The sequence below is a fragment of the Amycolatopsis sp. WQ 127309 genome (assembly GCF_023023025.1).
Lineage (GTDB): Bacteria > Actinomycetota > Actinomycetes > Mycobacteriales > Pseudonocardiaceae > Amycolatopsis.
In genome coordinates this window covers 125,169-151,763 of the sequence record NZ_CP095481.1, presented here as the reverse complement: position 1 = coordinate 151,763, position 26,595 = coordinate 125,169, and the positions used below count along the sequence as shown (strand labels likewise).

24 protein-coding genes are annotated in these 26,595 nt (G+C 71.5%); 10 read left to right on the top strand and 14 right to left on the bottom strand.

Annotated features, from left to right (window positions below):
• Window positions 1-15: 15 nt before the first annotated feature.
• Together MUY22_RS00665 and gltB are read right to left on the bottom strand one after the other, a co-directional pair.
• Window positions 16-1,467 (bottom strand): glutamate synthase subunit beta, encoded by a 1,452-nt coding sequence (locus MUY22_RS00665; RefSeq protein WP_247055865.1) that lies wholly within the window; start codon window positions 1,465-1,467, stop codon window positions 16-18.
• Window positions 1,460-6,031, bottom strand: a complete 4,572-nt coding sequence (gene gltB / locus MUY22_RS00660) for a glutamate synthase large subunit (RefSeq protein ID WP_247055863.1) — start codon at window positions 6,029-6,031, stop codon at window positions 1,460-1,462. Before gltB ends, MUY22_RS00665 begins: the two co-directional genes overlap by 8 nt.
• 548 nt (window positions 6,032-6,579) lie before the next feature.
• Between gltB and MUY22_RS00655 the strand changes: the two genes are divergently transcribed.
• Window positions 6,580-7,212 (top strand): YigZ family protein, encoded by a 633-nt coding sequence (locus MUY22_RS00655; RefSeq protein WP_247055861.1) that lies wholly within the window; start codon window positions 6,580-6,582, stop codon window positions 7,210-7,212.
• A 282-nt stretch (window positions 7,213-7,494) separates the two neighbouring features.
• Window positions 7,495-10,215: a GH92 family glycosyl hydrolase gene (locus tag MUY22_RS00650; protein WP_247055858.1), complete on the top strand. Its 2,721-nt coding sequence runs from the start codon at window positions 7,495-7,497 to the stop codon at window positions 10,213-10,215.
• A 56-nt stretch (window positions 10,216-10,271) separates the two neighbouring features.
• On the opposite strand, the gene MUY22_RS00645 is transcribed toward MUY22_RS00650, so the two are convergent.
• From MUY22_RS00645 to MUY22_RS00635, 3 genes are all read right to left on the bottom strand, one after another.
• Window positions 10,272-10,838, bottom strand: a complete 567-nt coding sequence (locus MUY22_RS00645; RefSeq protein ID WP_247055856.1) for a GNAT family N-acetyltransferase — start codon at window positions 10,836-10,838, stop codon at window positions 10,272-10,274.
• A gap of 41 nt (window positions 10,839-10,879) precedes the next feature.
• A complete protein-coding gene (locus tag MUY22_RS00640) occupies window positions 10,880-11,137 on the bottom strand; it encodes a hypothetical protein (RefSeq protein ID WP_247055854.1) in 258 nt (85 codons plus the stop codon).
• Window positions 11,138-11,263: 126 nt separating this feature from the next.
• Window positions 11,264-11,719 (bottom strand): Lrp/AsnC family transcriptional regulator, encoded by a 456-nt coding sequence (locus tag MUY22_RS00635; protein WP_247063551.1) that lies wholly within the window; start codon window positions 11,717-11,719, stop codon window positions 11,264-11,266.
• Between the two features lie 80 nt (window positions 11,720-11,799).
• Between MUY22_RS00635 and MUY22_RS00630 the strand changes: the two genes are divergently transcribed.
• Window positions 11,800-12,819, top strand: coding sequence for a Glu/Leu/Phe/Val dehydrogenase dimerization domain-containing protein (locus MUY22_RS00630; RefSeq protein WP_247055852.1), 1,020 nt, complete (start codon window positions 11,800-11,802; stop codon window positions 12,817-12,819).
• 252 nt (window positions 12,820-13,071) lie between these two features.
• On the opposite strand, the gene MUY22_RS00625 is transcribed toward MUY22_RS00630, so the two are convergent.
• Window positions 13,072-13,881: a PHP domain-containing protein gene (locus MUY22_RS00625; RefSeq protein WP_247055850.1), complete on the bottom strand. Its 810-nt coding sequence runs from the start codon at window positions 13,879-13,881 to the stop codon at window positions 13,072-13,074.
• A gap of 37 nt (window positions 13,882-13,918) precedes the next feature.
• Here MUY22_RS00625 and MUY22_RS00620 point away from each other — a divergent pair, with 37 nt between their 5' ends.
• A complete protein-coding gene (locus tag MUY22_RS00620) occupies window positions 13,919-16,666 on the top strand; it encodes an FAD-binding and (Fe-S)-binding domain-containing protein (protein WP_247055848.1) in 2,748 nt (915 codons plus the stop codon).
• A gap of 42 nt (window positions 16,667-16,708) precedes the next feature.
• On the opposite strand, the gene MUY22_RS00615 is transcribed toward MUY22_RS00620, so the two are convergent.
• Genes MUY22_RS00615 through MUY22_RS00600 form a run of 4 tightly spaced genes read right to left on the bottom strand, consistent with a single transcriptional unit; the run spans window position 16,709 to window position 19,233 of the window.
• Window positions 16,709-17,272 (bottom strand): TetR family transcriptional regulator, encoded by a 564-nt coding sequence (locus tag MUY22_RS00615; protein ID WP_247055846.1) that lies wholly within the window; start codon window positions 17,270-17,272, stop codon window positions 16,709-16,711.
• Window positions 17,273-17,314: 42 nt separating this feature from the next.
• Entirely contained in the window at window positions 17,315-17,509 is a 195-nt protein-coding gene (locus MUY22_RS00610) for a ferredoxin (protein ID WP_247055844.1), read from the bottom strand.
• A gap of 10 nt (window positions 17,510-17,519) precedes the next feature.
• Window positions 17,520-18,734, bottom strand: a complete 1,215-nt coding sequence (locus MUY22_RS00605) for a cytochrome P450 (protein WP_247055842.1) — start codon at window positions 18,732-18,734, stop codon at window positions 17,520-17,522.
• Window positions 18,721-19,233, bottom strand: a complete 513-nt coding sequence (locus MUY22_RS00600; RefSeq protein WP_247055840.1) for a PadR family transcriptional regulator — start codon at window positions 19,231-19,233, stop codon at window positions 18,721-18,723. Before MUY22_RS00600 ends, MUY22_RS00605 begins: the two co-directional genes overlap by 14 nt.
• Before the next feature lie 109 nt (window positions 19,234-19,342).
• Here MUY22_RS00600 and MUY22_RS00595 point away from each other — a divergent pair, with 109 nt between their 5' ends.
• The 3 genes from MUY22_RS00595 (at window position 19,343) to MUY22_RS00585 (ending at window position 21,229) form a co-directional block, all read left to right on the top strand.
• Complete coding sequence (locus tag MUY22_RS00595; RefSeq protein WP_247055838.1) at window positions 19,343-19,699, top strand: VOC family protein; 357 nt, start codon at window positions 19,343-19,345, stop codon at window positions 19,697-19,699.
• Window positions 19,700-19,808: 109 nt separating this feature from the next.
• Window positions 19,809-20,999, top strand: a complete 1,191-nt coding sequence (locus tag MUY22_RS00590) for a cytochrome P450 (RefSeq protein WP_247055836.1) — start codon at window positions 19,809-19,811, stop codon at window positions 20,997-20,999.
• A 14-nt stretch (window positions 21,000-21,013) separates the two neighbouring features.
• A complete protein-coding gene (locus tag MUY22_RS00585; RefSeq protein WP_247055834.1) occupies window positions 21,014-21,229 on the top strand; it encodes a ferredoxin in 216 nt (71 codons plus the stop codon).
• On the opposite strand, the gene mtnA is transcribed toward MUY22_RS00585, so the two are convergent.
• Window positions 21,226-22,191 (bottom strand): S-methyl-5-thioribose-1-phosphate isomerase, encoded by a 966-nt coding sequence (mtnA, locus tag MUY22_RS00580; protein WP_247055832.1) that lies wholly within the window; start codon window positions 22,189-22,191, stop codon window positions 21,226-21,228. The two genes, MUY22_RS00585 and mtnA, sit on opposite strands and share 4 nt — an antisense overlap.
• A gap of 45 nt (window positions 22,192-22,236) precedes the next feature.
• Here mtnA and MUY22_RS00575 point away from each other — a divergent pair, with 45 nt between their 5' ends.
• Window positions 22,237-22,635: a RidA family protein gene (locus MUY22_RS00575; RefSeq protein ID WP_247055831.1), complete on the top strand. Its 399-nt coding sequence runs from the start codon at window positions 22,237-22,239 to the stop codon at window positions 22,633-22,635.
• Between the two features lie 126 nt (window positions 22,636-22,761).
• On the opposite strand, the gene MUY22_RS00570 is transcribed toward MUY22_RS00575, so the two are convergent.
• Window positions 22,762-23,556, bottom strand: coding sequence for a PIG-L family deacetylase (locus MUY22_RS00570; protein ID WP_247055829.1), 795 nt, complete (start codon window positions 23,554-23,556; stop codon window positions 22,762-22,764).
• 60 nt (window positions 23,557-23,616) lie between these two features.
• On the opposite strand from MUY22_RS00570, the gene MUY22_RS00565 reads away from it, so the two are divergent.
• Complete coding sequence (locus tag MUY22_RS00565; protein WP_247055827.1) at window positions 23,617-24,099, top strand: DinB family protein; 483 nt, start codon at window positions 23,617-23,619, stop codon at window positions 24,097-24,099.
• Here the strand turns inward: MUY22_RS00565 and MUY22_RS00560 are convergent.
• Together MUY22_RS00560 and MUY22_RS00555 are read right to left on the bottom strand one after the other, a co-directional pair.
• Window positions 24,096-24,896, bottom strand: coding sequence for an Fpg/Nei family DNA glycosylase (locus MUY22_RS00560; protein ID WP_247055824.1), 801 nt, complete (start codon window positions 24,894-24,896; stop codon window positions 24,096-24,098). The genes MUY22_RS00565 and MUY22_RS00560 overlap by 4 nt on opposite strands.
• Before the next feature lie 20 nt (window positions 24,897-24,916).
• Window positions 24,917-25,558 carry a TetR/AcrR family transcriptional regulator gene (locus tag MUY22_RS00555; protein ID WP_247055822.1) on the bottom strand — a complete coding sequence of 214 codons (642 nt, stop codon included), beginning with the start codon at window positions 25,556-25,558 and terminating at the stop codon, window positions 24,917-24,919.
• A 74-nt stretch (window positions 25,559-25,632) separates the two neighbouring features.
• Here MUY22_RS00555 and MUY22_RS00550 point away from each other — a divergent pair, with 74 nt between their 5' ends.
• Complete coding sequence (locus MUY22_RS00550) at window positions 25,633-26,484, top strand: NAD(P)H-binding protein (RefSeq protein ID WP_247055820.1); 852 nt, start codon at window positions 25,633-25,635, stop codon at window positions 26,482-26,484.
• Window positions 26,485-26,595 lie beyond the last annotated feature (111 nt).

The following is a 26,595-nucleotide window of genomic DNA, read 5'->3' as shown; positions in this document are numbered from 1 at the left end:
CACCGCCGCCGGGTCTCACGTCAGCGGGCGGTCCGTCGGGGCGATCGGGGCCGGCAGGATGCCGCGGCCCGTCAGGAACGCGTCGACGCCCGCCGCCGCGGAACGGCCTTCCGCGATCGCCCAGACGATCAGCGACTGGCCTCGGCCCATGTCGCCCGCGACGAACACGTTGTCCAGGCTCGTCTTGAACGTCTTGTCGCGTGCGACGTTGCCGCGCGCGTCCAGCTCGACGCCCAGGTCCTCGATCAGACCCTTCTTCTGCGGTCCGAGGAAGCCCATCGCCAGCAGCACCAGCTGCGCCGGCAGCTCGCGTTCGGAACCGGGGACCGGGACGAACTTGCCGCCCTCGTTGCGCACCTCGACCAGCTTCAGCGCGCGCACCCGGCCGTCGGCGTCAGCCGCGAACTCCTGCGTGTTCACCGAGTACAGCCGCTCGCCGCCCTCTTCGTGCGCCGAGGACACCCGGTAGATCATCGGGTAGGTCGGCCACGGGTGGGCGTCCGACCGGGCCTCCGGCGGCCGCGGCATGATCTCCAGCTGCGTCACCGACCGCGCGCCCTGGCGGTGGGACGTCCCGACGCAGTCCGCGCCCGTGTCGCCGCCGCCGATGACGACGACGTCGAGGCCCGCAGCGTCGAAGGGCGACGACTCGAGGTCACCCGACGCGACCCGGTTGGCCGGCGGGAGGAACTCCATCGCCTGGTGGATGCCGTCGAGCTCGCGGCCGGGGATCGGCAGGTCGCGCCAGTCCGTGGCGCCACCGGCCAGCACCACCGCGTCGTACGACGACCGCAGCTCGGCGACCGACAGGTCCACGCCGACGTTCACCGAGGTGCGGAACTCCGTGCCCTCGGCTTCCATCTGCGCGAGCCGGCGGTCCAGGCGGTGCTTCTCCATCTTGAACTCGGGAATGCCGTAGCGCAGCAGCCCGCCGATCCTGTCGGCCCGCTCGAGGACCACGACGCTGTGGCCCGCGCGCGTGAGCTGCTGCGCCGCGGCAAGACCCGACGGGCCGGACCCGACCACCGCGACCTTCTTTCCGGTGCGCGCGGCCGGCACCTCCGGCGTCACCCAGCCCTCGGCGAAGGCGCGGTCGATGATCGAGATCTCGACGCGCTTGATGGTCACCGGATCGTCGTTGATCCCCAGCACGCACGCGGTTTCGCACGGTGCCGGGCACAGCGTGCCGGTGAACTCCGGGAAGTTGTTGGTCGCGTGCAGCCGGTCGGCCGCCTGCTGCCAGTCCTCCCGCCACACCAGCGTGTTCCACTCCGGGATGAGGTTCCCGAGCGGGCAGCCCTGGTGGCAGAACGGGATGCCGCAGTCCATGCAGCGGCCGGCCTGCTTCTCCAGCTTCGTGGACGCGAAGTCCTCGTAGACCTCGCGCCAGTCCATCAGCCGCAGGTCGACCGGACGGCGCGTCGGCTCTTCGCGCGTGGTGGTCAGAAAGCCCTTGGGGTCAGCCATGTGCGGCCTCCATGATCGCCTCGTTCACGTCGCGCCCGTCGCGTTCGGCCTGCACCTGGGCGGCGAGCACGCGCTTGTAGTCCTTCGGCATGACCTTGCCGAACCGGTCGACGCCGGCGTCCCAGTCGGCGAGCAGGGCGCGCGCGACCGCGGACTCCGTTTCGTCGTAGTGCTTTTCGAGGGCCTCGCGCAGGAAGTCCGCGTCCTCGGAGTCGAGCGGGTCGAGGTCGACCATCTCCGGGTTGACGCGGTGCGCGGGCAGGTCCAGCACGTACGCGACGCCGCCGGACATGCCGGCCGCGAAGTTGCGGCCGATCGACCCGAGCACGACCACCCGGCCGCCGGTCATGTACTCCGCGCCGTGGTCGCCGACGCCTTCGACGACGGCCAGCGCGCCCGAGTTGCGCACGCAGAACCGCTCGCCGACCTTGCCGCGGATGAAGATCTCGCCGCTCGTCGCGCCGTAGCCGATCACGTTGCCGGCGATGATGTGCTCCTCGGCGGCGTAGCGCGCCTCCTTCGACGGGCGCACGATCAGCCGGCCGCCGGAGAGGCCCTTGCCGACGTAGTCGTTGCCGTCGCCGTAGAGCCGCAGCGTGATGCCCTTCGGCACGAACGCGCCGAACGACTGGCCCGCGGTCCCGGTGAAGGTGACGTCGATGGTGTCGTCCGGCAGGCCTTCGCCGCCCCACCGCTTGGTCAGCTCCGAGCCGAGCATGGTGCCGACGGTCCGGTTCACGTTGCGCACTGGCAGTTCCAGCCGCACCTTGTCACCCGAGTTGAGGGCGCCTTCGGCGAGCTGGATCAGCGTGTTGTCGAGCGCCTTCTCGAGCCCGTGGTCCTGCTGCGTCTGCTGCAGCCGCAGGCCGGCCGGGGCCATGTCCGGCACGTGGAAGATCGGCGACAGGTCCAGCCCGGCCGCCTTCCAGTGGTCGACCGCCTTGCGCTTGTCGAGGAACTCCGCGTGCCCGACGGCCTCGGCGATCGTCCGGAAGCCCAGCTCCGCCAGGTACTCCCGCACCTCCTGGGCGATGAACTCGAAGAAGTTGACGACGTACTCGGCCTTGCCGCTGAACTTCTCGCGCAGCTTCGGGTTCTGCGTCGCGACGCCCACCGGGCAGGTGTCGAGGTGGCAGACGCGCATCATGATGCAGCCCGACACCACCAGCGGCGCGGTCGCGAAGCCGAACTCCTCGGCGCCGAGCAGCGCCGCGATGACGACGTCGCGGCCGGTCTTGAGCTGGCCGTCGGTCTGCACGACGATCCGGTCGCGCAGCCGGTTGGCCAGCAGCGTCTGCTGCGTCTCGGCCAGGCCCAGCTCCCACGGGCCGCCGGCGTGCTTGATCGACGACAGCGGTGACGCGCCGGTCCCGCCGTCGTGACCCGAGATGAGCACGACGTCCGCGTGCGCCTTCGAGACGCCCGCCGCGACCGTGCCGACGCCGACCTCGGACACGAGCTTCACGTGGATGCGCGCGGCCGGGTTGGCGTTCTTGAGGTCGTGGATCAGCTGGGCGAGGTCCTCGATCGAGTAGATGTCGTGGTGCGGCGGCGGCGAAATGAGGCCGACACCCGGCGTCGAGTACCGCGTCTTCGCGATCCACGGGTACACCTTCGCGCCGGGCAGCTGCCCGCCTTCACCGGGCTTCGCGCCCTGCGCCATCTTGATCTGGATGTCGTCGGCGTTGACGAGGTACTCGCTAGTGACGCCGAAGCGGCCGCTGGCGACCTGCTTCACGGCGCTTCGCCGCTCCGGGTCGTACAGCCGCTCCGCGTCTTCGCCGCCCTCGCCGGTGTTGGACTTCCCGCCGAGGCGGTTCATCGCGATGGCGAGGGTCTGGTGCATCTCCATCGAGATCGAGCCGTAGGAGATCGCGCCGGTGGCGAACCGCTTGACGATCGAGGAGACCGGTTCGACCTCGTCGATCGGCACCGGCGGCCGCTCGCCGTACTTGAAGCCGAACAGCCCGCGCAGCGTCAGCAGCTTCTCGGCCTGGTCGTCGACGGCCTTCGTGTACTCCTTGAAGACGTCGTACTTCCCGGACCGGGTGGAGTGCTGGAGCTTGAACACGGTCTGCGGGTTGAACAGGTGCGGCTCGCCCTCGCGGCGCCACTGGTAGTCCGCGCCGGTTTCCAGCTGGCGGTGGGCGGCGCGGACGCCGTCGGCCGGGAACGCGTACTGGTGCCGCTTCGCGACCTCTTCGGCCAGGGTGTCGAAGCCGACGCCGCCGAGGCGCGAGGTCGTGCCGGTGAAGCAGTTCTCGATGACCTCTTCGCCGAGCCCGATCGCCTCGAAGATCTGCGCGCCAGTGTAGGACGCGACGGTCGATACGCCCATCTTGGACATCGTCTTGCGGACGCCCTTGCCCAGCGCCTTGATCAGGTTCCGGGTCGCCTCCTTCGGCGTCACGCCCGGGATCAGGCCCTGGTGGGCCATCTCCTCGACGGTCGCCATCGCGAGGTACGGGTTGACCGCGGCGACGCCGTAGCCGACGAGCAGCGCGATGTGGTGCACCTCGCGCGCGTCGCCGGCCTCGACGACGAGGCCGACCTGCGTGCGCGTCTTCTCGCGGACGAGGTGGTGGTGCACCGCGCCGGTCAGCAGCAGCGACGGGATCGGCGCGTGGTCCTCGTCGGTCCCGCGGTCGGACAGCACGATCACCCGCGCGCCGTCCTCGATCGCCTCCGACACCTCGGTGCGGATCTCGTCGAGCCGCTTGACCAGGGCCTCACCGCCACCGTGCACGTTGTACCGGCCGAGCACGGTGACGGCCTGGAACTCGGGCAGGTCGCCGTCGTCGTTGACGTGCACCAGCTTGGCGAGCTGGTCGTTGTCGAGCACCGGGAACGGCAGCGCGATCCGGCGGCACGACGCCGAGTTGCCGACGAGCAGGTTCGGCTCGGCGCCGATCTGCGCGCCCAGCGCCGTCACCAGCTCTTCGCGGATCGCGTCCAGTGGCGGGTTCGTGACCTGGGCGAACAGCTGGATGAAGTAGTCGAAGATGAGCCGCGACCGGCTGGAGAGCGACGCCAGCGGCGAGTCGTTGCCCATCGACCCGATCGGCTCCGCGGCGGTGCGGGCCATCGGTTCGAGGATGGTTTCGAGGTCTTCCTCGGTGTAGCCGAACGCCTGCTGCCGGCGCACGAGCGTGGCGTGCAGCGGGACCTCGCGGTCGCGCTCGGGCAGCTCGTCGAGGTGCAGCAGCCCGGCCTCGACCCACTCGTCGTACGGGTGCGCGGTGGCCAGCTCGCCCTTGATCTCCTCGTCCTCGACGATCCGGCCGGCCTCGGTGTCCACCAGGAACATCCGGCCGGGCTCGAGCCGTCCCTTGCGGACGATCGTCGCCGGGTCGATGTCGAGCACGCCGACCTCGGAGGCGAGCACGACGAGGCCGTCGTCGGTCACCCAGTAGCGCCCGGGACGCAGGCCGTTGCGGTCGAGCACGGCGCCGATCTGGCTGCCGTCGGTGAAGGCGACCAGCGCCGGGCCGTCCCACGGCTCCATCAGCGTCGAGTGGAACTCGTAGAAGGCGCGGCGCGCCGGGTCCATCTCCTGGTGGTTCTCCCAGGCCTCGGGGATCATCATCAGCACCGCGTGGGGGAGCGACCGGCCGCCGAGGTGGAGCAGCTCCAGGACCTCGTCGAAGCTCGCCGAGTCGCTGGCGTCGCGGGTGATCACCGGGTAGATGCGCTTGAGGTCGCCCGGGATCAGGTCGGTCTCGAGCAGCGCCTCGCGGGCGTCCATCCAGTTGCGGTTGCCGCGGAGGGTGTTGATCTCGCCGTTGTGCGCGACGTACCGGTACGGGTGCGCCAGCGGCCACGACGGGAAGGTGTTGGTGGAGAAGCGGGAGTGCACCAGGCCGATGGCGCTGGTGACGCGCTCGTCGGTCAGGTCGGCGAAGAACCGCTCGACCTGGGGCTCGGTGAGCATTCCTTTGTAGACGATCGTGCGCGAGGACAGGCTGGGGAAGTAGACGTCTTCCGCGGCCAGCTCGTGCTCCACGCGCTTGCGGACGCAGAACGCGCTGCGCTCGATCGACAGCGGGTCGGCGTGCTCCGGCTTCGGGCGGCGCGCGGCCAGGAACAGCTGCGTGAAGTGCGGCATCGTCTCGGCCGCGGTCGGCCCGCAGTGCTCGGGGTCGACCGGCAGCTCGCGCCAGCCGAGCACGCGCATGTCCTCTTCGGCCGCGATGCGCTCGATGGTCGTCATGGCCCGGCCGCGGCGTTTTTCGTCCTGGGGCAGGAAAGCGGTGCCCACGGCGTAGGTGCCCGGTTCGGGCAGGGCGAAATCGACGACTTCGCGGAAGAACTCGTCCGGGATCTGGATCAGGAGCCCGGCGCCGTCCCCGGTATCCGGTTCGGCGCCCCGCGCCCCGCGGTGTTCCAGGTTGCGCAACGCGACCAGGGCCTTCGCGACGATCGCATGATCCCGGCGTCCGGTGAGATCGGCGACGAACGCGACACCGCAGGCGTCGTGTTCGTATTCGCTCCGGTAGAGGCCCTTGGCCTCGGCGTTGCTGAACTGCTCCCCCGACGGGGGGAGAGCACTGGCACGGTGGGTCACGGCTGGCCGCCTCCCAAGGCGTTGGCGTGACCGGTACTCACCTCATCGAGTGGTTCGAACTGAACCGGTTAACGAAGTGGTCCGGTACCGCGATGGTCAGTCGAGAACAGTTGCTGTTGTCGAGGTGCAAGATGCCGCGAGGTATCGGCCGGGCTGGGTCGGCGTCACCGAAGGAGCCCGGAAACCGGACGCGGGTCATCTGGGAGGCCGCACAACACTGGGCAGCCGAACGTGTTCGGTACTGCGTGCGCGCAGAGGCAGACCACTGTGGTGGGGGTCAGTCGGAGCGCGCGGTGTTACTCCCGGGTTCGCCGGGTCTTATGACGATAGTGTGAATTCGCTGTTATCGACATACGTCGTCGCCCCCGGGTGGGAAATGCCACGCTTGCGTTGACGGGCACGGGGGTCGTCCCATATGCCAGGCCGCATCTCCCTCTGCTGCCTGAAAGATCGCCTTGACCTGCGGAAACGTCCGTCCCAAGTGGTCCGAGGCGGGTGCCGCTGCCCGGCTCCGGGGTGAGAAGCTGGGTACATGGTGAACCCGGCCGATGACTGATCGTTATCTCTCCGTGGCTCGAGAGGGCAGCCACGAGGTCGAGATCAAGCGCTCCCGCTTCCTCTGCGCGCTCGCTCCGGTGACGTCGGAGGAGGCCGCGCGCGCGTTCATCGCGGCCCGGCGGCGAGCCGAACCGGGCGCGCGGCACCACTGTCTCGCCTTCGTTCTCGGCCCGGATGGACGGACCCGGCGTTCCAGTGACGACGGGGAACCGGCGGGCACCGCGGGCACGCCGATGCTGGAAGTGCTGCGCCGCCGGGAGTTGACGGACACGGTCGCGGTCGTGACGCGCCACTTCGGCGGGGTGCTGCTCGGCGCGGGCGGGCTCATCCGCGCGTACGGACAGGCTGTGGCACAAGCGATCGACGTAGTAGGCGTACTAGAACACCGTCGACTCCAAGTGGTCGAGGTCGCCGTGAGCCACGACCGCGCGGGCCGGCTGGAGAACGTCCTGCGCGCGTCGCGGTACGTCCTGCGCGCGACGCGCTTCGACGAGCTGGCCCACTTCGAGATCGGCCTGGCGCCCGGCGAGTCCGAAGTGTTCGCGAGCCGGCTGGCCGACCTCACCGGCGGCGAAGCGACGGCCGTCGAGCTCGGCGAGCAGTGGGTCACCGGGGGCGCGTGAGTGCGGACCACCACCGGGTAGTGGGCTGACAACACGCGCATTCGGTTGCGCACAAGGGGGATTCGGACTTTCGGTGCTACCGCGGAGGTATTCGCCCGTGGCACCATGTCCTTCCCCCGACCACCGGATCACCCGGCCCGCCCCGAACCGGGCCGCGCACCACCCTCGATCACCACATCAGCCTCACGAGCCTCAAAAAGCTGCACTTTCCCTGGGAAAGTGCAGCTTTCGGGCCGATTGACAACGTTGTCAGCCACTGCGTGCCGAGGAGAGGAAGGTTCCATGTCCGGACCACTGTCAAGGTTCAGGAAACGGCTTCGGGGAGCGGCGCTCGCCGCGGTCCTCGTGGGCGCGGGGCTCGCCGCGCTGCCCGCTCCGGCCGCCGGCGCCGCGACGCTCGCCCTTACGCAGTACGTGAATCCCTTCATCGGCACGGACAACAGCAACTCGCCCAACCCGGTGCCCGGCGGCGCCGGCGGCAGCACGTACCCGGGCGCCGTCGTGCCGTTCGGGATGACGCAGTTCAGCCCGGACACCCCGACCGGGTCGCCGTCGGGCTACCGCTACAGCGACACCAGCATCGAAGAGTTCAGCCTCACCCACTTCAACGGCGCCGGCTGCCCCAACAACGAGGACCTCGGCCTGCTGCCGATCACCGGCGCGATCGGGACGTCGCCGGGCACGGGCTGGACCGGGTACGCCGGGCGCTACACGAAGGCGAACGAGTCGGCCGCGCCCGGCTACTACAAGAACAAGCTCGACAACTACAACACCACCGTCGAACTGTCCGCCACCCAGCGGTCCGGCTCCATGAAGCTGACCTACCCGAACACGACGACCGCGCGGCTGCTCGTCAACACCGGCCGCAGCGCGACCGGCAACCGCAACGGGTCGATCGCCATCAGCGGCAGCCAGCTCACCGGCACGGTGACCGGCGGCGGCTTCTGCGGGGCGTCGAAGACCTACCAGATCTTCTACGTGGTCCAGTTCGACCGCGCGCCCAGCGGCTTCGGCACCTGGCTCGGCGGGACGGTGAGCGCCGGGTCCGCGAGCACCAGCGGCACGAACTCCGGCGGCTACGTCACCTTCGACACCTCGAGCAACACGACCGTGCAGGCGAAGGTCGGCATCTCGTTCGTCAGCCTGGCCAACGCGCAGGCGAACCTCGCGGCCGAGAACCCCGGGTTCGACTTCGCCGGGGTCCGCGCCGCGGCCGACACGAGCTGGAACACCATCCTCAACCGCGTCCAGGTGACCGGGGGCGCGGCCGCGGACCTGCAGAAGTTCTACACGGCGCTGTACCACGTGTTCCAGAACCCGAACATCGCCAGCGACACCAACGGCCAGTACCGCGGGTTCGACCAGGCGATCCACACCGCCACGCACACCGTGTACCAGAACTACTCCGGCTGGGACATCTACCGGTCGTGGGCGGCGTTGATCGGGCTGGTCGCGCCCAATGAAGCGAGCGACATCGCGAAGTCGATGGTGCTGGACGGCCAGCAGGGCGGGTTGCTGCCCAAGTGGTCGCACAACAACAACGAGCACTTCGTGATGACCGGGGACCCCGGGCCGATCGTCGTCGGCAGCATGTACGCCTTCGGCGTCCGCGGTTTCGACACGGCGGCCGCGCTGACGCTGATGGACAAGAGCTCCAACGGCGGCACCGCACAGGGCCAGGCGATCCGCGGGCGTCAGTCCGGGTACGTCAGCCGGCACTACGTCACCGAGGACCCGTCGGACTCGCTCGAGTACTCGGCGTCGGACTTCGCGGTGGCTCAGTTCGCGAAAGCCGTCGGTGACACGACGAAGTACACCACCTACATGCAGCGCGCCCAGTGGTGGCAGAACGTGTACGGCACCGACTCCGGCTACATCCAGCCGCGGGGCAGCACCGGCACGTTCGCCTGGCCGGTCGTGCCGTCGAGCAACAGCGGTTACACCGAAGGCAACCCGTCGCAGTACACGTGGATGGTGCCCTACAACTACCAGGGCCTGATCAACCTGATGGGCGGCGCGAAGACCGCCGTCCAGCGGCTGGACCACCACTTCACGCAGCTCAACGGCGGCCTCACCCAGCCGTACTTCTACATCGGCAACGAGCCCGAGCACGGCGTGCCGTGGGCGTACAACTACGCCGCCCACCCGCAGGGCACCAGCTCGGCGGTGCGGCGCGTGATGAACGAGTCGTTCACCACCGGCGCGGGCGGCGAGCCCGGCAACGACGACCTCGGCGCGACCTCGGCGTGGTACGTCTTCGCCGCGCTGGGGATGTACCCGGCGACGCCGGGCGCGGACGTCCTGGCCCTGCACGGCCCGCTGTTCCCGGCGGTCTCGATCATCCGCCCGAGCGGGACGATCCAGATCAACGGCAGTGGCGCCGGCCAGGGCTCGCAGTACGTGCAGAGCCTGAGCGTCAACGGGACCGCGACGACGAAGTCGTGGATCCGCTACGGCGACATCGCGGGCGCGTCGACGCTGAACTACACGATGGGCTCGTCGCCGAGCGCGTGGGGCACGAACGCGGCGGACGTCCCGCCGTCGTACAACGACGGCTTCACGCCGCCGGCCGCCGCGCCGAACCTCGGCGCGAACCTGGCGCAGGGCAAGGCCGCCACGGGCTCGGCGGCGTGCGCCTCGTCCGAAGGCGCGGCCAACGCCGTCGACGGCAGCCTGATGAACAACAGCAAGTTCTGCACCACGGCCGCCACGAAGTTCCTCCAGGTGGACCTGGGGTCGGCGCAGAACGTGTCGTCGTTCGTGGTCGAGCACGCCGGCCTCGGCGGTGAGACCACGGCCTGGAACACCGGGGCGTTCACGATCCAGACGTCGACCGACGGCACGAACTGGACGACGGTCGCGTCCGTGACCGGCTCCCGGGCCAGCCGCACGTACCACCCGATCACCGCGAGGTCGGCCCGCTACGTGAAGCTGAACATCACCACCGCGGCCAACGACGGCAACGGCGCGGCGCGGATCTACGAGTTCGAGGTCCACGGCTGAGTCCTCTGCCGCAGCTCGTCGTGAGTGTTCAGGGCGGTTAGAACCGCCCTGAACACTCACGACCGCGACCCCCACTGCTCGCGGGTGATCGCGTACTCGACTTCGCCGTGTTCCGCACCCGGGGCGAGGTTGTGCTCCGGGAACTCCTCGAAGTACGTGCGGATGAACGTCATCCCCAGCTTTTCCATGACGCGTCGCGAGCGCTGGTTCACCGCCATGGTGAACGCCGTGACGCGCTTGACCCCCAGGTCGTCGAAGCCTTTCGCGAGCAACGCCATCGAGCCTTCGGTGCCGTAGCCCTTGCCCCAGGCCGCTCGGTGCAGCCGGTACCCCAGTTCGGGCTCGTCGGGCGGGTCCGCCGGCCGCGGCCGGAAGTGGAACCAGCCCAGGAAATCGCCCGTGCTCTTCTCGATCGCGGCCCAGAACCCGTAACCGGGGAACCGCTCGTAGTAGCCAAGGAACGCGGGGAGGTCGAGGGTGACGATCTCCGTGCGATCCGCGGGCCGGCCCCCGTCGATGTACTTCATGACCGCGGCGTCGTCGTAGAGGTCGAACAGCGCGTCGGCGTCGCTCTCGGTGAACCGGCGCAGGATCAGCCGCTCGGTCTCGAGGAATACGTGCATTCGGGCGATGCTGGCAGGGCTCCCACTGCGCGGCAACGTTATTACGCGGCGGTCGCGAAGACCTCACCCAGTGCTTGCGAACCGGCTTCGGTGAGCAGTGCCGGGACGCGCTGGCCGCACTTGCCCGGGCGGGCCGGCGCGATCAGGCCCAGGCGGGCCAGCCGGTGCACGGTGGACTGGTCGCAGCAGCTCAGGCCGTCGATGAAGAGGTCGGGCTCGCAGCTGCAGCTGATTTCGGCGTGACCCTCGGCCACGGCTCTCAGTGTGGCCCGCTCACGATGGTTCAACGTGGTGATCATGGCGGTGCCTCCTTCCGTCGCAATCATTAGACGCTTCACCACCGGCAGTTTCCCCTCTCAGCGTGCGAATCCGGGTATTCAGGGGGTGTATTCAGGGGTGATGCGCAGTCTTCGTCCGGGTACCCCTTAGGCCAGTGGTTCCAACGTCGTCTTTCGCAGGTGCCGGAAAATGATCGAAGTGCGGAAGCCGACGATCTCCCGGCGGATCGCGAGGCGGTCGGTGAGGAAGGCGTGCAGCCCGTCGATGTCGGGGGCGGTGACTTCGATCAGGAAATCGTCGCTGCCCGCGGTCACGTAGACCGAAAGCACCTCCGGCAGTTCGGCGATCGAGCGCTGGAAGGCGTCGATGACGGCCCGGCTCAGCGGCCGCACCTGCGCCGCGACCAGGGCCCGGACGCCGCGGTTGAGGCTCGCGAGGTCGATGTCGGCGTGGTAACCCCGGATGACGCCGCGCTCCCGCAGCAGCCGGATCCGTTCGAGGCACGTCGACGGCGCGATGCCGACCTTCCGGGCGATCTCGCGGTTGGTCTGCCGGGCGTCCTCCTGCAGCAGGCGCACGATCGCCGAATCAAGTTCGTCCAGCACCGGGTGCTCCTCGTGGTTGCCGAATTTAGTTCGGCGACATGTCGACATCGCCGACGATCACTCTAACTTCAATGCCCATGACCGCACATGAGCAGCTCATCGCCCGCCGTGGCCGCCGATCCGGCGTCACCACGATGGTGGCGATCCATTCGAGCGTCCTCGGCCCCGCCGTCGGCGGCTGCCGCCTGAAGGCCTATCCGAGCCTGACCGACGCCGTCGACGACGTCCTGCGCCTCTCGGCGGCGATGACCGCGAAGTGCGCGGTCGCCGGGCTCGATTTCGGCGGCGCGAAGAGCGTCATCGCGCTGGAGCCGGGCCGGGTGCTCTCAACGGCGGAACGGCGGGACGTCCTTCTGGACCACGCCGAGCTGATCGCCTCGTTCGACGGCGCGTACCTCGCGGGCCCGGACGTCGGTACCGGCCCGGCCGACATGCTGGTGCTGCGCGAGGTCTCGCCGCACGCGTTCTGCACACCCGAGTCCGCGGGCGGCACGGGCTCGTCCAGCGGCCCGACGGCGCTCGGCGTCCTCGCCGCGCTGCGGGCGGCGTCGGGCACGCGGTCGATGGCCGGTCGCCGGGTGGTGATCAGCGGCTACGGCGCGGTCGGGGCCCATCTGGCCGCGAGCCTGCAGGCCGCGGGTGCGTCAGTCGTGGTTTCGGACGTCGACCCGGCGAAGCGTGCCGAGGCTCGCGACTTCGAGTGGGCTCCGCCGGAGAAAGCGCTCACCCTGCCGGCGGACGTCGTCATCCCGGCGGCGGTGGGCGGCGTGCTGACCCCGGAGAGCGTGGCCCGGCTCGACACGCCGCTGGTGGTGGGCCCGGCGAACAACCAGCTGACCGACGACGCCGTCGCGGACGCGCTGGCCGCCCGGGGCGTGCTGTGGGTGCCGGACTACGTCGCGAGCGCGGGCGGGATCTTGTACACGCTTTCGCGGGAGGCGGAGGGCCTGGACCACGACGCCGCGCTGGCCCGCGTCGAGTCGATCGAAGGGACGGTGGAGGGCATCCTCACGGCCGCGCGGGCGCACTCGACGACGCCGTTGCGGGAGGCGGCCGCGCTGGCCGAGCGCCGCCTCACCGCGCCCAGCGCCCGCTGAAGCCGAAGGTCGTGAGGGGCACCCCCAGGGCCGTAAGCGCCTGGGGGTGCCCCTCACGGCGAGTCGGCCGGGGCGCGCGGCTCACCTCAGGCTGGCACCGAGCGCCCCAATGTGGCGTTGGGTGCGTTGGACGCACCGAACGCCACGTTGGGTGCGTTGGGTGCACCGAACGCCACGTTGGGTGCGCTGGATGCACCCAACGCCACGTTGGGTGCGTTGGATGCACCCAACGCCACATTGGGGCGCTCGAGCTCAGGGGCGCAGGGCGGCCAGCACCTCGGGCGCCGTGGTGAAGTCGCCCAGCCGGACCGGCTTGCGGTCGCCGTGGAAGTCGCTCGAGCCCATCGTCAGCAGGCCCAGCTCCGCCGCCACCTCCCGCAGCCGCCGCCCGACCTCCGGTGGCTGCTCCGGGTGGTCCGCTTCCAGCCCGGCCAGGCCCGCCGCGGCCAACGTCGCCAGCTGGGCGTCCGACACCTCCGCCCGGCGCTTCGACGAGCGCGGGTGGGCCAGCACCGCCGTGCCGCCGGCCGCGCGGATCAGGGCGATCGCGGCCGTCGTGGGCAGGACGTGCTTCGGGACGTCCGCGCGGCCGCCGTCGGCGAGCCAGTCCGGGGTGAACGCGTCCGTCACCACGCCCGCCGCGACCAGGGCCGCCGCGATGTGGGGGCGGCCCAGCGGGGCGCCGGCGGCGATCGGCTCCACCTGGGCCAGCGTGATCGGCGCGCCCAGCTCGCGGCAGCGGTCCACCATCCGGACCGCGCGGCGGGCGCGGTCGGTGCGGATCAGCTCCAGCTCGGCCGCCAGCGACGCGTCCGCCGGGTCGGCGAAGTAGCCGAGCAGGTGCACCTCGGCTTCGTCGAGGCGGCAGGAGATCTCGACGCCGGGCACCAGCTCGACCCCGGCTTCCGCGGCGGCGGGCGCCGCGAGAGCCAGGCCGGCGAACGTGTCGTGGTCGGTCAGCGCGACCACGGTCAGGCCCGCCCGGGCCGCCAGCCGGGGCAGGTCCGCCGGCGGCGTCGTGCCGTCCGAGGCCGTGCTGTGGGCGTGCAAGTCGATCGTCACACAGCGGATCGTGCCACCGATCGACTTGAATGGGGGCGTGGAGATCCTCACCGACACCGCCACGCTCGCGCTGTACACGACCGACGCCTCCAACTACCGCCACGTGCCCCGGGGCGTCGTGCTGCCGGAGACCGTCGACGACGTCGTCGCCGCGGTCGCCGCCGCCCGCGCCCGGGACCTGCCGGTGATCGCCCGCGGTGGTGGCACCAGCGTCGCCGGGAACGCGTGCGGGCCCGGGCTGGTGATCGACACCTCGCGCCACGTCGGCGGGGTGCTTTCGCTCGATCCGGAGACGCGGCTCGCGCGGGTGCTGCCCGGAACCGTGCTGGACGACCTCCAAGCCGTCGCGGCGCCGCACGGGCTGCGGTTCGGCCCGGACCCCTCGACGCACAGCCGCTGCACGATCGGCGGGATGATCGGCAACAACGCGTGCGGCTCGCACTCGGTGGCGTGGGGCCGCACGGTCGACGTCGTGCGCTCGCTGGACGTCCTGCTCTACGACGGCACGCGGCTGCGGCTCGGCCCGGGCGAGCCGACCGAAGGCCGGGTCTTCGACGAGCTGCGCGCGCTGGTGCGGGACAACCTGGCCTTGCTGCGCAAGGAACTTTCGACGTGGCCGCGGCGCGTCTCCGGCTACGGCCTGGAGCACCTGCTGCCGGAGAACGGCTTCGACGTCGCCAAGGCACTGGTCGGCTCGGAGGGCACGTGCGTCACGGTGCTGGAGGCGACGGTCGCGCTGGCCGAGCTGCCGCGGCACCGGGTGCTGGCCGTGCTGGGCTTCCCGTCCGACATCGCGGCGGCCGACGCGGTGCCGTCGATCCTGCCGTGGTCGCCGCTGACCGTCGAAGGCGTCGACGCCGAGCTGGTCGCGATGCTCCCCGGCCGTGGCGACGACCTGCCGCCGGGCGGCGCGTGGCTGTTCGTCGAGCTGGCCGGCGCGGACCCGGCCGAGGCCGCCGGACGCGCCCGCGCGCTGGCCGCGTCGCTGGAGCTGACCGGGTCCGTCGTGCTGGACGACCCGGTCGCGCAGCGCGAGCTGTGGCGGATCCGCGAGGAGGGCGCGGGCCTGGCGACCCGGCTCGCGGACGGCTCCGAGGCGTGGCCGGGCTGGGAGGACGCGGCTGTCCCGCCGGAGCGGCTCGGCGCGTACCTGCGCGAGTTCAAGGACCTCATGCGCGCGCACGGGCGCAAAAGCGTCGTCTACGGGCACTACGGCGAGGGCTGTCTGCACCTGCGGCTGGACTTCGATCTGCTTTCGCAGCAGGGGATCGCCGGGTTCCGGCGGTTCCTGGAGGAGGCCGCGGACCTCGTCGCGGCCCACGGCGGCTCCCTGTCCGGCGAACACGGCGACGGCCAGGCCCGCTCGGAGCTGCTGTCCCGGATGTACAGCCCCGAGATGATGGCCGTCTTCGCACGGTTCAAGGCGATCTTCGACCCGGCGGGGCGGATGAACCCCGGCATCATCGTCGAGCCGCGCAAGGTCGACGCGAACCTGCGCGTGCGCCCGGCCCCACTGTCCCTTGAGGACGTCACCGTGCTCGGCTACCCCGAGGACCGGGGGAGTTTCGGGCAGGCGATGCGCCGCTGCGTCGGCGTCGGGAAGTGCCGCAACACCAGCGGCGGCGGCGTCATGTGCCCCAGTTACCGCGCCACCCGCGAGGAGCAGCACTCGACGCGCGGGCGCGCGCACCTGCTCGCGGAGATGCTCAACGGCGAGGTCATCACGGACGGCTGGCGCTCCGCCGAGGTCCACGACGCGCTCGACTTGTGCCTGTCCTGCAAGGGATGCCTGTCGGACTGCCCGGTGGACGTCGACATGGCGACGTACAAGGCGGAGTTCCTGCACCAGCACTACCGGCGGCGGCTGCGCCCGGCGGCGCACTACTCGATGGGCTGGCTGCCGCTGTGGCTGCGGGCCGGCGCGCGGGCGCCGCGGCTGGCCAACGCGCTCGGCCGCTCGCCGCGGCTGTCCGGCCTGCTGAAACGGCTGGGCGGGATCGCACCGGAACGCGCGCTGCCGGAGTTCGCGCGGAAGCCGTTCACGACGGCGCGGGCCGACCTGCGGCGGCGCGCTTCCGGCGACCGGAAAGTCGTGCTGTGGCCGGATTCGTTCAACAACTACCTGACGCCGTCAGTCCTCGACGCGGCCCACGAGGTGCTGACCGCGGCCGGCTACGACGTCGTGCTGCCGGACCGCGGTGTCTGTTGTGGACTGACGTGGGTCTCGACCGGTCAGCTCGACGTCGCCCGCCGGGTGCTGCGCCGGACCCTGGACGTGCTGGCGCCCTACCTGGACGCGGGGTACGAGGTCGCCGGGCTGGAGCCGAGCTGCACGGCGCTGTTCCGCGGCGACCTGCCGGCCCTCCTGCCGGACGACGAGCGCGCGTCGTTGCTGGCGTCTCGCACGGCCACCTTCGCGGAGCTGCTGGAGCGCGCCCCGATCCCGTTCGCGGCGCTGGACGTCGACGCGATCACCCAGGTCCACTGCCACCAGCACGCGGTCCTCGGCTTCACGGCCGACGAGTCGGCGATGGCGGCGGCGGGCGTCCGCAACACGACGCTCGACTCGGGATGTTGTGGCCTGGCGGGCAACTTCGGCTTCGAGCGCGGCCACTACGACGTCTCGAAGGCGGTGGCGGAGGACCGCATGCTCCCGGCGATCCGCGCGGCTTCGGAAGACACGGTCGTCGTCTCCGACGGCTTCAGCTGCCGGACCCAGATCGCGCAGGAGTCGGGCCGCCAGGCCGTGCACCTGGCGGAACTGCTGCGGCGCGCGTTGCCCTGACGCGGCGGCACTTTCACGTGAAAGTGCCGCTTTGATCGAGCGTTATTCGGTGCGCTCCAGCAAGGTCCGGGTGGCGGCGAGCACCAGGCGGCAGATGTCGTCCGGGTCCGCGCTGGCCAGGGGTTCCTTGGCGGTGACCTCGCGGACCAGGCCGATGCCCAGCAGCCAGGCCAGCGCGAGGTCGGCGCGCAGCTCGGCGTCCGGTGCGTCGGTCAGGCCCGCCAGTGTGCCGGCGTACTCGCGGCCCAGCTCCTGCCGCATCGCGGCCGCGGCGCTGTCACTGCCGGGTGACCGCAGGTACGTCTCCAGCGTGCGGTTGCGCTCGCCGCCCGGTTCCAGCATGGCGCGCAACGTCGCGCTGAACAGCCGTTCCGGCGCGTTCGAGGCGATCTGCTCGCGCGTGTTCCGCGCGATGACCGCCTCGAACAACGCCTCTTTGCTGCCGAAGTAGCGGAAGAGCAGCGACTGGTTGGCGCCCGCTTCCTTCGCGATGTCCCGCACGGTGGTCCGGTCGAAACCGCGGTCGGCGAACAGGTCCGCGGCGGCGTCGAGCAGCGCCAGGCGCGTCGCGGCGGCGTCCCGCTTCCGGCCTGGCTGTTCGGTCACCGCTGAAGGTTAACCGGCAAACCGGACGCGGGTGCGGTGCGGTCAGGCCTCGGCGAGCCGGATCGCCGCGGCCGGGCAGGTCAGCTCCGCCTGGCGGACCTCCTCTTCGTCACCCTTCGGCTCGGAAGCGAGGAGGACCACCGTGCCGTCGTCTTCGTTCTGGTCGAACGTCTCCGGCGCCAGCAGCACGCACTGGCCCGACGAGACGCACTTCCCGGTGTCGACGCTGATCTTCACAGGGTGCTCCTCACCAGGTGACGGGGACGCGGTCGACGCCGCCCGCGACGCGGTTCACGCGGACGGCGATGTCGTCGAGGCCGACGGCCAGGCGCATGTCCGGGAAGGCGCGGAACAGGGCGGGGAAGACCGTCCGCAGCTCGGTGCGGGCCAGGTTGGCGCCGATGCAGACGTGCGCGCCGGTACCGAAGGCGAGGTGGACGTTCGGGGTGCGGCCCGGGTCGAACTCGTCCGGGTCGGCGAACGCCGCGGCGTCGCGGTTGGCCGCGTCGCTGGAGATGAGCACGGCGTCGCCGCGCATGATCCGGGTCCCGGCGACCTCGACGTCCTCGTGCGCGTACCGCAGCAGGCCGGTGCCGCTGGTGGCCGTCATCCGCAGGATCTCCTCGACGGTCTGGTTCACCTCGCCTTCGGGATCGGCGGCGAAGCGGTCGCGGCGGGCGGTGTCGGTGAGCAGGAACAGCACGCCCATCGCGATCCGGGTGGACGTCGTCTCGTGGCCGGCGAACAGCAGCCCGGCGCCCATGCGCGCGAGGTCGTCGTCGGTGAACGTCGGGTCGTCGGCCTGGACCGCGACCATGTCGGAGATGACGTCGGCCTGCGGGTTCGCGCGCTTGGCGTCGGCCAGGCCCGTCATGTACGCCTTGAACTCGGTCATCGCGGCCTGCGCGTCGGCGCCGCCGTCCATCACGGCGATCCGCTCCGACAGGTTCCGGAAGTGCTCGCGGTCCTCGAACGGGACGCCGAGCAGCTCGCAGATCACCAGTACCGGCAAGGGAAAGGCGAGCAGCTCGGTCAGGTTGACCGGCTCGCCGGGGTGGGCGTCGTGCGCCGCCCGCATGTCGTCGAGGCAGCGGGTGGTCAGCTCGTCGATCCGGTCGCCGAGGGCGCGCATCCGCGGCGCGGAGAATGCGGGCGCCAGCATCCGGCGCATCCGCTTGTGCTCCTGCTCCTCGGTGTCGAAGTCGCCGCTCGGGCCGTCCTGGATCGCGGCGTGGGAGATGCGCGACGCCTGCTCGGGCGCCGGGTGCGACCGGCCGAAACGCTTGTCGCGGAACACTTCCTTGGCTTCCTCGAACGACGTCACCAGCCACGCCGGGTCGCCGGCGGGGGTGAGCACCCGGCTGACCGGGGCCTGCTGCCGGAGCGCTTCGTAGTCCGGCGCGATCGCGAGCGCGTTGGCGCGGGCGAAGGGCAGCCGGGGGGTTTCTTCAGTGGTGGTCATGAACCGCTCCTCGTTTCAGTTCGGCGAGCCAGGCGCGTTCGGTGTCGAACTGCTCGCAGACGTGCCGCATGGTGGCGCGGCTCCACGGATCGGCCTGGTCGGCGAGCAGCCGGGTCAGCCGCTCGTGTTCGGCCGCGAGCCCGCGGTCACGGACGTCGATGACGCGTATCCGCTCGCCTTCGCGCAGCCAGCCGAAGTTTCCCACCCTGGCGAGGAACTCGGCTTCGTTGAGCGCGAGGTCGTCCGGGAAGTCGGCGAGCATGTCGTGCAGCAGTTCCCGCCCGACGTCGGTGACGGTGTAGACGTGCCGCGGCGGTTTGGCCTCCTGTTCCTCCGCGCTGCGGCTCACCGCGCCGGCGTCGACGAAGCGCCGCAGCGTCGGGTACAGCGAGTTGTTCGACAAGGTGTGGCCGGTCGAGGCCTCCACGGCCTTGCGGAGCTCGTAACCGTGCATCGGTTCGCGGGCCAGTCTCGACAGCAGCAGGATCTCGATCCACACCTAGGTCACCGTAACCTAGGTTTCCGTGACTCGGCAATGGCTCGTGGTGACAACCGGCCGGAAACTTTCCGTCGTCCGGGGCGGCGCCACGACCTGGCAGGATCGCGGCATGGAACGTGTGACCGGCATCGGTGGGTACTTTCTCCGCGCGGCGGATCCGGCGGCGCTCAGCGCCTGGTACCGGGAGAAACTCGGCCTCGACACCGACGAGCACGGGGCCTGGCGGCAGGAGGCGGGCCCCACGGTCTTCGCGCCGTTCGAGGCGGACACCGACTACTTCGGCGCGCGCTCCCAGCAGACGATGCTCAACTTCCGGGTCCGCGACCTCGACGCCATGCTGGCGCAGCTGCGCGACCTCGGCGCCGACGTCGCGGCCGAGGCCCAGGAGTTCGACGGCGTCGGCAAGTTCGGCTGGGTCACCGACCCGGAGGGCAACCGCGTCGAACTCTGGCAGCCCGCCGGCTGAGCCGCCCGCGGTGCACGCAGCGTGGTCGCCGGAACGCTCGACGTGAACCCCGAAGCTGTGTAGCGTTTGCAAGCAGGTGCTTACAAACGAGACCACGGGGGGTTCCCGCATGACCACCACGCACACCGAGGCGCTCGCGTACCCGTTCAACGAGGAGGCCGGGCTCGACCTGAACGAGGCCTACGCCGCCGCCCGCGACGCGGACGGCATGGTGCGGGTCAAGATGACCTACGGCGAGCCCGCTTGGCTGGCCACGCGCTACGCCGACGCCCGGCTCGTGCTGGGGGACCGCCGCTTCTCGCGGGCGATGGAGAAGGAGAAGGACGCGCCGCGACGCTCGCCCGTGCAGCGCGACGGCGGGATCCTGCAGATGGACCCGCCCGACCACACGCGGCTGCGGACGCTCGTCGCGAAGGCGTTCACCATGCGCCGCGTCGAGCTGCTCCGCCCGCGCGTCGCCCGGCTCGCGGCCGAGCTGATCGCCGACATGAAGGCCGCCGGGGCGACCGCGGACCTCGTCGACGCCTACGCGCTGCCGATCCCGGTCGCCGTGATCTGCGAGCTGCTCGGCGTCCCGGTCGCGGACCGGCCGAAGTTCCGCGTCTGGAGCGACGCCGCGCTGTCCACCAGCGGGCTGACGCCCGAGGAGTTCGAGCGCAACCGCGAGGAGCTGCGCGACTACATGCGCGGCCTGATCGCCGAACACCGCTCGGCGCCGCAAGACGACCTGATGACGGCGTTGATCGAGGCCCGCGACACCCGCGACCGGCTGACCGAGCTGGAGCTGGTCGACCTGTGCGTCGGCATCCTCGTCGCCGGCCACGAGACCACCGCGAGCCAGATCCCCAACTTCGTCTACGCGCTGCTGGACCAGCCCGGGCAGTGGGACCGGCTGCGCTCCGATCCCGGCTTGATCCCGGCCGCGGTCGAGGAGCTGCTGCGGTTCGTGCCGCTGGGCGCCGGCGCCGGGTTCGCGCGCTACGCCACCGAGGACATCGAGGTCGGCGGGGTGCTCGTACGGGCGGGCGAGCCGGTGCTGGTGGCGGTCGGCGCGGCCAACCGCGACCGCCTGCAGTTCGACGACGCGGATCAGCTGCGCTTCGACCGCGGGGACAGCCACCACCTCGGCTTCGGCCACGGCGTCCACCACTGCCTCGGTGCGCCGCTCGCCCGCCTCGAGCTGCAGGAGGCGCTCCGCGCGTTGGTCACCGAGCTGCCCGGGCTGCACCTCGCGGGCGATATCGTGTGGAAGACGCAGATGCTCGTCCGCGGACCGCGGTCGATGCCGATCGGCTGGTGATTCGGAAGGTGACCATGAGCTGGCACGTGGAGGTCGACGAACACACCTGCATCGGGTCGGGGATGTGCGCGTCCCTGATGCCCGAGGTGTTCGCGCTGGACGGTGCCGTCGCGCGCACGGTCACGAGCGAGGTCGACGCGGACGAGACGGTGCTCGACGCCGCCGACTCGTGCCCGGCGATGGCGATCCTGGTGACCGACGGCGGCCGCGAGATCGGCCCGCGTCCCTAGGGGAGGTAGCGGCCGTTCTCGGTGACCACGGCGGTGATGAGCGCCGCCGGGGTGACGTCGAACGCGGGGTTGAACACCTCGGCGCCCGGCGGCGTGACGCCGGCGCCGGCGTATTCGGTGAGCTCGCGGGCGTCGCGTTCCTCGATGGTGATGCCCGTGCCGTCCGCGAGCGAACTGTCTACTGTGGACGACGGTGCGACGACGACGAACGGCACGCCGTGGTGCGCGGCGGCGATGGCCAGGCCGTAGGTGCCGATCTTGTTGGCCACGTCGCCGTTGGCGGCGATCCGGTCGGCGCCGACGAGCACGCAGTCGACCATCCCACGGGCCATCGCCGCGGCGGCCGCGCCGTCCGGCTGGACGCGGTAGGGCACGCCGGCCTGCGCCAGCTCCCACGCCGTCAGCCGGGAGCCCTGCAGCAGCGGGCGCGTCTCGTCGACGAGCACCTCCTCGACGAGCCCGCGCTCGTGCAGGTGCCAGACGACGCCGAGCGCGCTGCCCCACCCGACGGTCGCGAGCCGGCCGGCGTTGCAGTGGCTGAGCAGCCGCAGCGGCCGGCGCGGGCACGCGGCCAGCACGATCCCGGCGGCGTGCGCGGACGCCGTCTTGTTGAGTTCTTCGTCCTCGGTGAGCAGGGCTAGTGCTTCGGCAAGAACGGCGTCGGCCCCCCGGTCGAGCTTGGCCAGCGCGCGTTCCACCCCCCACCGCAGGTTGACGGCGGTGGGACGGGCGGCCGCGACCAGCTCGGCGTCGGCCCGGACGTCGCCGCCGTGCCGGGCCGCGAGCGCGACGCCGAGCGCACCGGCACCCCCGAGCGCGGGTGCGCCGCGGACGGCGAGCCGCTTGATCGCGTCGACCAGCTCGCCGACGGTGCGCAGCTCCAGCAGCCGGTAGTCGCCGGGCAGCGCGGTCTGGTCGATGATGACGATCGCGCCGTCCGCCCAGTCGATGGTCCTGCGCACGCGCCCTCCCGAAATCCGGTTGCCCGCCCGGAGAGGATGCGGGTCGTGACCATTCAACGGCAGAACCCGCCCGGCCTGCACGCGACGCCGGGCTACCACCACGTGACGGTGGCCGCGGCGGGCCGCACGGTGTACCTGGCGGGCCAGTGCCCGCTGACCGCGGACGGCAAGGTCGTCGACGGAGACGTGCTGGCCCAGACCGACCAGGTGGTGGCCAACACCCTGGCCGCGCTGACGTTCGCGGGCGCGACCCCGGAAGACGTGGTCCGCACGGTGATCTACGTGGTGACCGACGACCGCGCGACGCTGTCGGCGGTCTGGGACCGCCTGACGGAGTCGCCACTCGGCGCGGCCTTCACCACGGCGAGCACGCTGCTGGGGGTGGCACAGCTCGGGTACCCGGACCAGCTGGTGGAACTGGACGTCACGGCGGCGCTCGCCTGAGCCCGCCCGGCCTTCGGTCTTGGCGCGCCGGCCGGGATGGCGTTCACCCGCCCGCCCGGGCCGGCCCGCCCGCCCGGGCCGGCCCGCCCGCCTGCGTCCGGCCCGTGATTCCCAGTCCTGCTGGGGTCAGAGTCCGGCCATCAGGTCCGTCTCCGTGATGCCCGGGCCCTGGCCCGCGCGGATGTACCACTCCGTGCCGAAGGCGAAGGCGAACGCTTCGTCCGGCATGGCCAGCATGAACGTGTCCTCGCTGATCTGGCTCGGGTGGGCGCGCATCGCCGCGCGCTTGGCGTCCACGTACTTCGAGACGTCCACCGCCGCCGTGATCTCGGCTTCCGGCTTGCCGAACTCGACGTTCTCCGGTGGGTTCGGCCTCGCCTCCGGCGGCATCAGGCCCTCCTCGACCGCCGCGTCGAAGCCGCGCTGCATGAACTCGCGGTTGAACGTCGCCTGGAAGACGCGGGGGGTGCCGGCCAGCTCGGCCGCGCGGACGCCGACGCGGTGGACCTGGATGTGGTCGGGGTGGCCGTAATCGCCGTTGTCGTCGTAGACCGTCAGCACGCTCGCCGACTCCTCGCGCAGGATCGCCGCGAGCTGGACGGCGGCCGCTTCGACGTCGGCCTGCCAGAAGCACGCCGGATCGTCGTTCGTCGCCTCGCCCATCATCCCGGAGTCGCGGTAGCCGAGGAACTCGACGCGTTCCACGCCGAGGATCTTCGCGGCCGCGTGCGCCTCCTGGACGCGGCGGTCCTCGAGCTTTTCGCCCTCGGCGAGGAATCCGTCGGGTACTTCGCCGACCTCGCCGCGCGTCGCGACGACCAGCACGACGCGGTGGCCCTCCTCGACGGCCTTGCGCATGACGCCGGCGGTGCGCAGGCACTCGTCGTCGGGGTGGGCGTGGAAGGTGACCAGTGTTGCCATGAAACCGACGCTACCGGCAACCCCCGACAAATTCCGCGCGGACCGCTAAGGTCCGCGGTCGTGGACGGCGAGAAGCGCACGCTGCTGCGGTACCTGCACGCCCAGCGGGCGGCCATCCTGGCGATCCTCGACGGACTGGGGGAGCCGGCGCTGACGACCCCGGTCCTGCCGTCCGGCTGGACCCCGCTGGGCATGGTGGAGCACCTCGGGTACGCCGAGCGGTTCTGGTTCCAGGAGATCGTCACCGGCACCGCCGGCCCGGTCGCCTGGCCGGACGACGACCACGCGCCGCTGACCACCCCGCGCGCCCCGGACGTCGTTTTCGCCTTCTACCGCGAACAATGCCGCCGGTCCGACGAGATCTTCGCCGCGACGCCGCTCGACACGCCGTCGAAAGGCCGGTTTCCCGACCTGCCCGAGGCGGAGATCGCCGACCTGCGCGGGGTCGTGCTGCACGTGATCGAGGAGACGGCCCGGCACGCCGGCCAGCTGGACGTCGTGCGCGAGCTGATCGACGGCCGCACCGGCCTGGGCCCCCGTTAGTTCAGCTGTTCCTTCGAACACCACCAGGCCGACCGGCCGCCGACCGTGCCGTGCGCCATCTCCGCGCCGCAGCGGGGACAGTGGTCGCCGGCGCGGCGGTGCCCGATGATCTCGCCGGTGTGCACGCCGCCGTGCTTGATCGCGGCGCGCAACGCCTTCTTCAGTGCCTTGTGGAGCTCGGTGAGCTCGTCGCCGGTCAGGCCGTCCACCGGCCGCGACGGGCTCAGCGCGGCCTGCCACAGGGTCTCGTCGGCCAGCAGGTTGCCGATGCCGGCCACCACGGACTGGTCGAGCAGCCGCGCCTTCAGCGGCGCCCGGCCGCGGCCGACGCGTTCCCGGAAGTCCGCCCGCGAGATCTCGCCGGCGTCGGGGCCCAGCGCGTCGAGATCGGGGTCGAGGCGCACCCGGCCCAGCCGTCGCGTGTCGAACAGGAGCAGCTGTTCGCCGTCGGTGAAGGTGATCCCGAACCGGAACCACTCGGGTTTCTCCACGCGGCCGGTGAGCTGCTCCGGGCCGAGCGGCCCGCGCTCGTCGCCGAGCCGCAGCTGGCCGGCCATCCCCAGGTGCAGGCCGAGGTTCGGGCCGGGTTGCCCGTCGCCGCCTTCGGTTTCGCACCACAGCGTCTTGCCACGCCGGCGCGCGGCGGTCAGCCGCCCGCCGGTCAGCGCGGCGGCGATCTCGCCGGGCGGGTGCGGCCGGCAGACCCAGTCGTCGTGGTCGTCGACGTCACGGATCTTGCGGCCGAGCGCACCGATGAGAACCTGACGGGCGAGCTCGACTTCGGGGAGTTCCGGCACGCCGCCCAGTCTGCCCCAGCTCAGCCGGGCCGGCCGAGCCACTCGTTCAGCAGGGTGCGTTCGGCGGCGGTCAGCTTCGACAGTCCCGGCACGACGGCGCCGGGCGCCGGCGCGTCGGCGAGGATCGCGTGCAGCACGGCCTGGTACATCGTGTCGGCGAGCCCGGGCTCCCGGTCGTCCGGCGGCCCGGCCAGCAGCGTGAGCACGGCGCCGGTGCCGGCCGCGTGGATCACCTCGACGGCGCGGCGTTCGGTGACCCGCAGGCGCCCGGTCGCCGCGACACGCCGGACGCGGGCGCGCAGGACCGCCAGCCCGGCGGCCGTGGCGCCGCCGGAGGTGCGCCGCGGGTCGATCAGCAGGCCGAACAACGCCGCGTTGGCGAGGCCGAAGGCGACGTGCGCGTCCCAGCCGGCGCGCAGGTCGGCCACGGGATCGAGCGTCTCGTCGACGGCCTTCCCGGTGACGTAGGTGCTGAAGGCGTGCTCGGCGACGACGTCGAGCAGGGCGTCCTTGTCCGCGAAGAACCGGTAGATGGCCGGCGGCTGCAGGCCGGCCGCCTGCGCGACGGCGCGGATCGTGACCGCGGCCACGCCCTGTTCGCGCAGGAGCCGCGCCGCGACCTCGACGATGTTCGTGCGCGTCTCGCCCCGGACCGTCCTCATGGTTTCGATGATAACGCATCTGTGGTATCCATGATGCTAACGTCGTTACTATCAACGTTAGCGAGAGGTGGACCATGATCGTCATCACCGGTGGGACCGGCAAGCTCGGTTCCCGGATCGTCGAGCGGCTGCGCGAGCGCGTCCCGGCCGAGCGGATCGGCGTCAGCGTGCGCGACGTCGGCCGCGCCGGCGACCTCGGCGTGCGCGTGCGGCGCGGCGACTTCGGCGACCCGCAGTCCCTCGCGGAGGCTTTCGAGGGCGCCACGCAGGTGCTCATCGTCTCGGCGAACGAGACGGGCGGGAAGGCCGTCCAGAGCCACGTCACGGCGATCGAGGCCGCCCGGGACGCGGGTGCGGAGCGCATCCTCTACACGAGCCACCAGGGCGCGGCCGGCGATTCGCTGTTCGCGCCGATGCCCGACCACGCGGCGACGGAGGCGTACCTGGCCAAGACGGGGGCGCCGTTCACCGTGCTGCGCAACGGGTTTTACGCGAGCACGGTGCCCCAGCTGCTCGGCGCGGCACTGGACACCGGCGAGCTGGTCGCCCCGGCGGACGGCCCGGTGTCCTGGACCGCGCACGCCGACCTCGCCGAAGCGGCGGCGATCACCCTGGCGTCCGGCGGCTCCTTCGAAGGCCCGACGCCGCCGTTGACCGCCCCGGTCGCGCTGGACCTCACGGACGTCGCGCGCATCCTCTCGGAGCTGACGGGCCGCACGATCCGGCGCGTGGTGGCGGACGACGAGGAGTGGGTGCAGTCGCTGACCGGCCACGGCGTCCCGGCACCGCAGGCGCGGATGCTGCTGGGCATGTTCCACGCGTCACGCCGCGGCGAGTTCGCGACGGTGGACCCGGAGCTGGAGCGGCTGCTGGGCCACCCGGCGACGTCGATGCGGTCGGTGCTGGAGGAGACCATCACGAAGTAGGTGGCTCGGGTGCACGACGCGGCGGCACGCCGGTAAATGAGTTGGACTGCTGAAGCCGGGCCGGTAGCTTCACCGAAGACCGTGTACTGCCTGAGGAGGTGAGCCCCGTGA